This window comes from Pseudomonas sp. 44 R 15, assembly GCF_900004965.1.
Lineage (GTDB): Bacteria > Pseudomonadota > Gammaproteobacteria > Pseudomonadales > Pseudomonadaceae > Aquipseudomonas > Aquipseudomonas orientalis_A.
In genome coordinates this window covers 1-7152 of record NZ_CVTU01000059.1, presented here as the reverse complement: position 1 = coordinate 7152, position 7152 = coordinate 1, and the positions used below count along the sequence as shown (strand labels likewise).

The window sequence follows — 7152 nt, the reverse complement described above, 5'->3', positions numbered from 1 at the left end:
GCTTTTGGCCGATTGCAGCCCATCGCGACAGGCAGTTATCGATCCCAAAGGGACACCGGAGCAGGTTATCTACCAGCTGTGTGTTTGGAGGTGTGTATTGTTGAATTTGCCGTTACCCTTCTGGGACATCACGCAATAAGGACTATGCACATGAATGCCGGAATGGCTCATGCGATTGAGGCCGCAGAAAGCGAGTATTTGTGTGCCCGCGTCGAGAGTTTGTCTCGGATAAGTGGAAACCCTTTTGGTGCTCGTGTGTTTTTCAACGAAGCTTTTCCATGCTTTCAGGTGAAGGCATCACCTAGCCCGATGCTCAATCGCATCTACGGCGATAGTACCGACAGACCCAAGTCACTATTGAGCTTGCTCAAGGAATCAGCAGAGTATTCGACAGTAACGCCTCTTATCGGAAAGGCCTCGACTTTGGAACAGTACGCTTTGGTGGGTGAGAAGCGGCTGGAGCGTCTGAGGGGGTGGACGCATCTGCAACTCGCGTGCACCATCGAAAATGTGGTCTTGAATCACCACTCATTCGAAATCGAAGAAGCCACCTCACAAACGCTTCCTGAGTTCGCAGCCGTGCATGCGAGTGGATTTCATACCAAGCCAGAGCATCTTCAGTTGAGCCAGGCTTCGTTAGCAGGACTGATGACAAATGAACGTCTGAAAATCTACGTTCTTAAGGCTGATGGAAAGGTCGTGGCAGGAGCGTTGATGTACCTGGCCTGCAATGGAGTTGCCTACCTTGGGACGGCTGCCACCCGAAAAAATGCACGAGGCCAGGGCTACCATGGAGCCCTGATATCTCATCGGATAGAGCAAGCAAAAAAACACGGCAGTATTGTGATCGCCGCAACCGCGCTTCCCAGCTCGCAAAGTCGCCGAAATTTGCAGCGTACAGGGCTAGCGACATCCCACGCTCAAGCGCTATATCGCCTGGTAGATAGCTGAAGTCTGCTCTTGGCCGATTTCTGCCGGTCAAGGCTAACCAGTGTGCTGGTCAAGTCAATGCAAACAACCGGTCAAGTCCATGCAATTACGCATATGCGCAAGTGCTTAGGGACGTCAGCTGAAAAAAGGTCAAACGCGATGCAGCTAATAGAGGGTTGGATCAATGCAATGACGTATGGGCACCCCCTAGATTTTTCGCGGGAAAATGGAGGTGAAGTATGGACATCAGAGATCAGAGTCAACAGCAGACCATGACTGCTCTGTGGCTATGTCCATAGTTCACAATCTTTCCTTTAAATCGATGAGGCATTCGCCGATCTGACCGGTGTCAGTGGGTTGGATGCGTTAGGCCGGCAGATCCGCGCTCAGGTACTTCGCTGCACCGGCATACCTGTCGGTGTTGGTATCGCTCATACAAAGACTCTGGCGAAGCTGGCAAACCACACCGCAAAGCGCCTGCAATCGCAGACCGGTGGTGTGGTCAATATCACCGACCCGGTTAAGCGGGACTGGGTGCTGCGCAATACGGACGTGGCGGAGGTGTGGGGTGTTGGGCGAAAGATGAAACTTCATCTTGATGCGATGGGCATCAAGTCTGCAATGGATCTTGCTAAGGCGGACCCTTGGACGCTCCGCAAGAAGTTCAGCGTTGTGATCGAGAAGACGGCCAGGGAACTGGGCGGCACGCCTTGCTTGGAGCTGGACGAGCCCGATCCGCCAAAGCAGGAAATCTGCTGCAGTCGCATGTTCGGTCAGCGGCTGACGGAGCTGCCGCCTATCAAAGAGGCGGTGGCCACCTACATGATGCGAGCTTCTGAGAAGCTCCGCGCCCAGAACTCGCTGTGCAAAAAGGTCCGCGTTTGCATCAGAACCGGAATGTTCAATCCAGAGGAGGCTAAGTATGCCAACGGTGTGGTGGTGGATATGCCGTATCCCACCCATGACGTTCGCCTGCTCACCCAGGCAGCGATAGGCTCGCTTGAGCGTATATTCCGGCCAGGTTTCAAGTACAGCAAGGCCGAGGTGATGTTGCTAGACCTATGCCAGCCCGGCGAATACACCGATGATCTGTTCGCTAAATCACAGCCGGCAGAGGCAACTCGGGTGATGACGGTTCTGGACCAAATCAACGAACGGTGGGGTAGGGGGACACTGAGATCAGCCAGCGTGCCCGTCAACCCTGAATGGGGTATGCGGCGTGAGATGATGAGCCAGAGCTTTACAACTCGGCTTGATCAGCTTTGGTCGGTTGCCTGCGATTAGTTTCAGTTTTCGAAAATTCCTGATCTAGGATTTTGTGAATCGCGTGATCTTCACAGCCCCCATCATTGGAGCTGGCTTGTAGTGGCGGGGCCACTTGTGTAGGTGCTAGAGGTTGTGGCTGGGGGAAAATTGAGAATCGGCAGAGGGTAGAAAATGTGCATGATCGTTGCTTTGACAGGACTCTGTATATGTAAACAGTATATTGAGGGCTCAGTCATGGCTTACCTAATCCGACGAAGAGCTGTTCGGCAGTCTAGGAAGCCACCACTGCAAGAAAAAACTAGGCGAAGAACCAGCTGTCGCCCTCCCGCGGACAGGGTTTTATTTACGCTGCCACCATTTGGAGCTTGCCTTTTGGACGGTCACGAAGCCTGATAGCCAATCAACGTAATCTTCGTCTTTCGGGACCAAGCCATCCTGACGCGGCTTTTCAAAGTCTGTTGTTGAGATCCTTGGTGGCTTTCCCCTAAGTCGCGATTTGTAGCGTTTTTTGAGTGTCTCACCATGATCCCGCAAATCCTCACATAACTTAATGCTGAAAAAAATCATGTCATCCGTATAGAGAGAAATAGCTTCTACCGAATTACCGTACTCTTGGTTTGTGTGGGTTTCACTAAACGACACGCCTAGGTACATATGGTGGAAAGAGGCTCCTTCAGGAAAGTCATTGTTTTTGAAAGCGTTCAGTAGCTCGTTTCGCTTGGATAAAGCTCCATTCAGATTTCCCACAGAATCAGCAAGTGCGGTCACAACTGCAATTGTCCGTCCCACGGCAGAAAGGCGGTTTAGGACGATATCTTGGAGTTTAGCGATTGGAGGAGAAATTTCCGGAAAAAACAGAAAGTTAGGTTTTACTTCGAAAGGAGTATTTGCTGCAATTTTGCGTTCATAGATTTTTTCTTTATGCGCCTCAAAATTCTTCAGATCGTTAAGGTAATCGCTCTTCAGGGCTCTAACGTGCTGTTTTTTTAGCGCCATAGCTTGGGCGGCCATACCTATTGCGAGCGATATCACCGCGTTCGTAGCTTGAAATTCCTTTGCTAATTCATCTCTGAATTTGCCTTTTTCAGCGATGCGCTGCGCAGCTATCGCACCTGCGAAAGCGCCCGCCAGTGAAGTCGTGAAGGAAGAATTAGCAAAACCTTTGATGTTCTCCCATAAGAGGGACACGAGAGGGGAGAACTCTGCGATTACGGAGGTAATGTCGGACACGTACGAAAATCTCACATGGCGGTTTAGGTGTAAGGCGACGATTCGATCTGCCTGCAGTGTAGGCACACTCTACGAAAGCCATACATCCTACTCATGGATTTAGGGGGGGCATTTACAAAGTATTGGTTGGGCATTGCGACTGATAGTGATGGCTTGCATCAAACGATCTCTGGAGGTCCCCAGATGTTAGTGATTAAAGCTAAACCCAGCTGACAGCCTTGAAGACATTGGCGTGCGTAAAGGGAATTAGGGGTCTCGTTAAGAGCTTCGAAGGTTCGCTGATCGAAGAGACGTCGCATGTACAGTTAGAGCGTCGTTGGGGCTCCCGCAGGAAACAAAGCGAGTTTAGGCATGTGTGGGGCAAAAATGGGGCAAACCGTACGCCAATCTATGCCATTAAATGCTCATTATACGATTATGCAACTTGCTGTGTACGAGCGTCAAAGCCCGCAACCACGGGACTCTCCCTCAAAATCCCCCACATACCCCTACACAATTGGCGTGTGCTTTGTCATAGACGATTGGCTCGTAGCTTAGCCAAGCCTTGCTTGATGTGCCCGGCGTTTTCGCCGATCACGAATAGAGCGCCAGGTACGTTGTCACCAACCTCATCCATGCCTTGCTTTTCACTTTGGAGAGCCAACTCCATCAGAGCTGCTTCCAGCGCGAGCTGATTCTCGGTATGCGTCCGGCGAACACATCCCCCTGAAGCTGATATGGAGCCATCGCCTCCATTGAACCGAGGCAGTAGTGGTTATGCGGATTCTGTTCTCTATAATGACTGACCGGCCATGTTTAGGGTGCTTGTTATGCCAGCCTCCGCTGATCAAAACTCCGCTGTCGTTTTATGCGCAGCTTCCAATAACGACCTGGAAGATCTGGTAGCCATCAGGATTGAGGCCATGCGCGAGAGCCTTGAACGGCTTGGACGATTTAACCCAGATCGTGCGCGCGAACGATTTCTTGGTGGGTTCGACGCTAACAGCACACGCCGCATAGAAGTATCAGGCGATCTGGTCGGTTTTGTCGTTATCAAAGACCATCAGAGCGAGCTTCTGCTTGACCATTTGTATGTGATACCCGGTGCTCAAGGAGCAGGAATCGGCTCTGAAGTTCTTACTCAGATTTTCAGAGAGGCTGATGAGATCGGGCGTCCCATCAAGGTTGGTGCTCTCAAGGAAAGCGCTTCAAATCGTTTTTACACTCGCCATGGCTTCGTGTTCGTCGAAAGCGGTGAATTCGATAATTATTATGTCCGGATTAACGGTAATTCCGTTAATTTGGGCGACTAGGCAGATCTTGATACTGTGCCCCGTCAGAGGTTGCACCGTTAGATGGGCATCCACCTGTGCGGCAGTAGGTCGGTAATCTCATTCGCCCGCTGCGTCGGCAGGCGCGTGAGAACATCCTTTAGATAGGCGTATGGATCATGACCATTCAGCCGCGCAGACTGGATCAAGCTCATGATCGCCGCCGCCCGCTTGCCGCTGCGTAGCGACCCTGCGAAGAGCCAATTCTTGCGTCCAAGAGCCCATGGTCGGATTTGGTTCTCCGCCCAATTATTGTCTATGGGTACGGCCCCGTCACCGAGGTAGCGCGACAGCGCTGCCCAGCGTTTCAGGCTGTAATCCAGCGCTCTGCTGATGGCTGAGCCTTCAGGCACGAGATCGCGCTGGGCGATCATCCAGGCGTGCAGCATATCCATCAACGGGACGGCTTTTTCTTGCCGTATTCGGCGCCGCAAATCCGGCTCCAGGTCGCGCACTTCGCTCTCGATTTCATACAGCGACTGGATGTAGCGCAGGGCTTGCTCAGCAAGCGTGCTCTTGTTGGTGGTGTGCAGTTCGAAGAACTTGCGCCGTGCATGGGCCATGCAGCCGATCTCGGTCACGCCCAGTTCGAAGCTAGCCTTGTAGCCACCAAAATCATCACACACCAGCTTGCCCTTCCAGTCTTGCAGGAAGTTGCGAGCATGCTCCCCAGCGCGGCTGGAGCTGAAGTCGTAGACAACAGCCGCTGTTTCGCAGAACTGACTGGTGGCGTAGGCCCACACATAAGAGCGGTGGGTTTTCTTTGTGCCCGGAGCCAGCATCTGCACCGGCGTTTCGTCGGCATGGATAACTTGCTGCCCGAGCACTACGTCGCGCAGCGCATCTACCAGAGGCTGCAACTGCACGCCCGTCATGCCAACCCATTGAGCCAAAGTTGAACGTGGAATCGCCAAGCCGGCACGACCGAAAATCAATTCCTGACGGTAAAGAGGCAAATGGTCAGCAAACTTGGCGATCATGACGTGGGCAAGTAGCCCGGCGGTCGGGATGCCCTTGTCGATGACTTGCGCCGGAACCGGCGCCTGGATCAGCGTTTCGCAGTCATCGCAGACCCACTTGCCACGGACATGGCGCTCGACGGTAAACACGCCTGGCGTGTAGTCCAGTTTCTCGCTGACGTCTTCACCGATGCGTTTCAGTACGCAGCCACATGGGCAGTGAGTATTGTCCGGTTCGTGATGGATCAACGTGCGTGGAAACTCAGCCGGCAATGCAGTGCGCTTGGGCTTCTGCTTTTTCTCGGTCAACGATGGCGCGGTTTGCAATGCTTGAAGCTCAGCCTCAATCGCCGCGATATCGGTATCGATCAAATCGTCCAGCAAGCTGGCCTGCTGCGGACTCATCTGCTCGCTACGCTTGGCAAACTTGAATCGCTTGAGCTGTGCAATCTCATGGGTCAGCTTCTCGATCACCGTTTGATCGCGGTTGATCTTCTTACCCATTGTTTCGACCGTCTTGCCCATCGTCTCGACTTGCTGGTCGAGTGTCTCGACACGCTGTATCAACTGCGCCGCCAAAGCGCGCAGTTGTTCAGGATTCAGGTGGTCGAGATTGGGCAAGGTCATGGTGCCGATTTTGCCAGAGCAGGCAATTCACGGCGATAGAGCGATAGGCTAATGGTAGCCGTTAAAGCCGTGTGATTGCGGCGCCGGAGCCCGCGCGTTGCCATGGCAAGCCCAATACCAAAGCCTGGAGTTGCTTGGTATCCAACTCTATTTCACAGCTATGGCGAATGCCTGGCCAGTGGAACTTGCCTTGGTTCAACCGGCGAGCAGCAAGCCAAATGCCAAACCCGTCATGCACCAGAACTTTCATCCGATTAGCGCGGCGGTTGGCGAACAGATAAGCACAGTGCGGCTGCGCCGCACCAAACACCGCAATCACTCTGGCCAATGCAGTCTCGGTACCAGCGCGCATGTCCATCGGCTCGGTGGCGAGCCAGATGGAGTCGATGCGAATCATCGCAGCAAGTCTCGAAGAAAGGTCGCACAAGCAACAGCACTTTCAGTAGGCCAACTCACTTTGACGGTACCGCGTGGGTGCTGGATTTCGACACAGATATTCGGCGACGCAGCTTGCGAATTCACTTCGGCCAGCTGCATGGGTACCGGAATGAATGCAGGTTGCAGCGCCGTGCTTTTCTGCGCGTGCAGCCGAATCCATTTGTGGACGAGGTTCGCGTTGAGGCTATGGCTGAGCGCAATGCTGGCAATCGAAGCGCCGGGCTGGGCGCACTCTTGAATGACTTGGGCCTTGAAGGACTTGGAGTAGGAACGGCGTTGTGGCTGCATGAAATACCCGCTTAAAAGGCTAGACCTGGTGTCCACTCAAATTTAAGTGCACACCATGCCGTGGCCTTGCGGGGCTGGGTAGATGACTTCGCCGGACGGATACG

General features: G+C 53.3%; 6 protein-coding genes and 1 pseudogene. 3 read left to right on the top strand and 4 right to left on the bottom strand.

The window, feature by feature from the left end:
- The first annotated feature begins 150 nt into the window (after positions 1 to 150).
- Together BFP93_RS07100 and BFP93_RS07095 are read left to right on the top strand one after the other, a co-directional pair.
- Positions 151 to 951, top strand: coding sequence for a GNAT family N-acetyltransferase (locus BFP93_RS07100; protein ID WP_065892575.1), 801 nt, complete (start codon positions 151 to 153; stop codon positions 949 to 951).
- Positions 952 to 1248: 297 nt separating this feature from the next.
- Positions 1249 to 2214, top strand: a pseudogene (locus tag BFP93_RS07095) (DUF4113 domain-containing protein); the annotation flags it as partial.
- Between the two features lie 321 nt (positions 2215 to 2535).
- Here the strand turns inward: BFP93_RS07095 and BFP93_RS07090 are convergent.
- Positions 2536 to 3426, bottom strand: coding sequence for a hypothetical protein (locus BFP93_RS07090; RefSeq protein ID WP_141687954.1), 891 nt, complete (start codon positions 3424 to 3426; stop codon positions 2536 to 2538).
- Positions 3427 to 4235: 809 nt separating this feature from the next.
- Between BFP93_RS07090 and BFP93_RS07080 the strand changes: the two genes are divergently transcribed.
- A complete protein-coding gene (locus BFP93_RS07080; protein WP_065892572.1) occupies positions 4236 to 4718 on the top strand; it encodes a GNAT family N-acetyltransferase in 483 nt (160 codons plus the stop codon).
- Positions 4719 to 4756: 38 nt separating this feature from the next.
- Here the strand turns inward: BFP93_RS07080 and BFP93_RS07075 are convergent, their stop codons facing one another.
- The 3 genes from BFP93_RS07075 to BFP93_RS07065 all read right to left on the bottom strand — a co-directional run bounded on the left by BFP93_RS07075 (position 4757) and on the right by BFP93_RS07065 (position 7048).
- Complete coding sequence (locus tag BFP93_RS07075; RefSeq protein ID WP_065892567.1) at positions 4757 to 6322, bottom strand: IS66 family transposase; 1566 nt, start codon at positions 6320 to 6322, stop codon at positions 4757 to 4759.
- Between the two features lie 61 nt (positions 6323 to 6383).
- Positions 6384 to 6719: an IS66 family insertion sequence element accessory protein TnpB gene (tnpB, locus tag BFP93_RS29160; RefSeq protein WP_065892568.1), complete on the bottom strand. Its 336-nt coding sequence runs from the start codon at positions 6717 to 6719 to the stop codon at positions 6384 to 6386.
- The gene (locus BFP93_RS07065; RefSeq protein WP_065892569.1) at positions 6716 to 7048 is read right to left on the bottom strand and encodes an IS66-like element accessory protein TnpA; all 333 of its coding nucleotides are present in this window, start codon (positions 7046 to 7048) and stop codon (positions 6716 to 6718) included. The genes tnpB and BFP93_RS07065 overlap by 4 nt, the downstream gene beginning before the upstream one ends.
- Positions 7049 to 7152 lie beyond the last annotated feature (104 nt).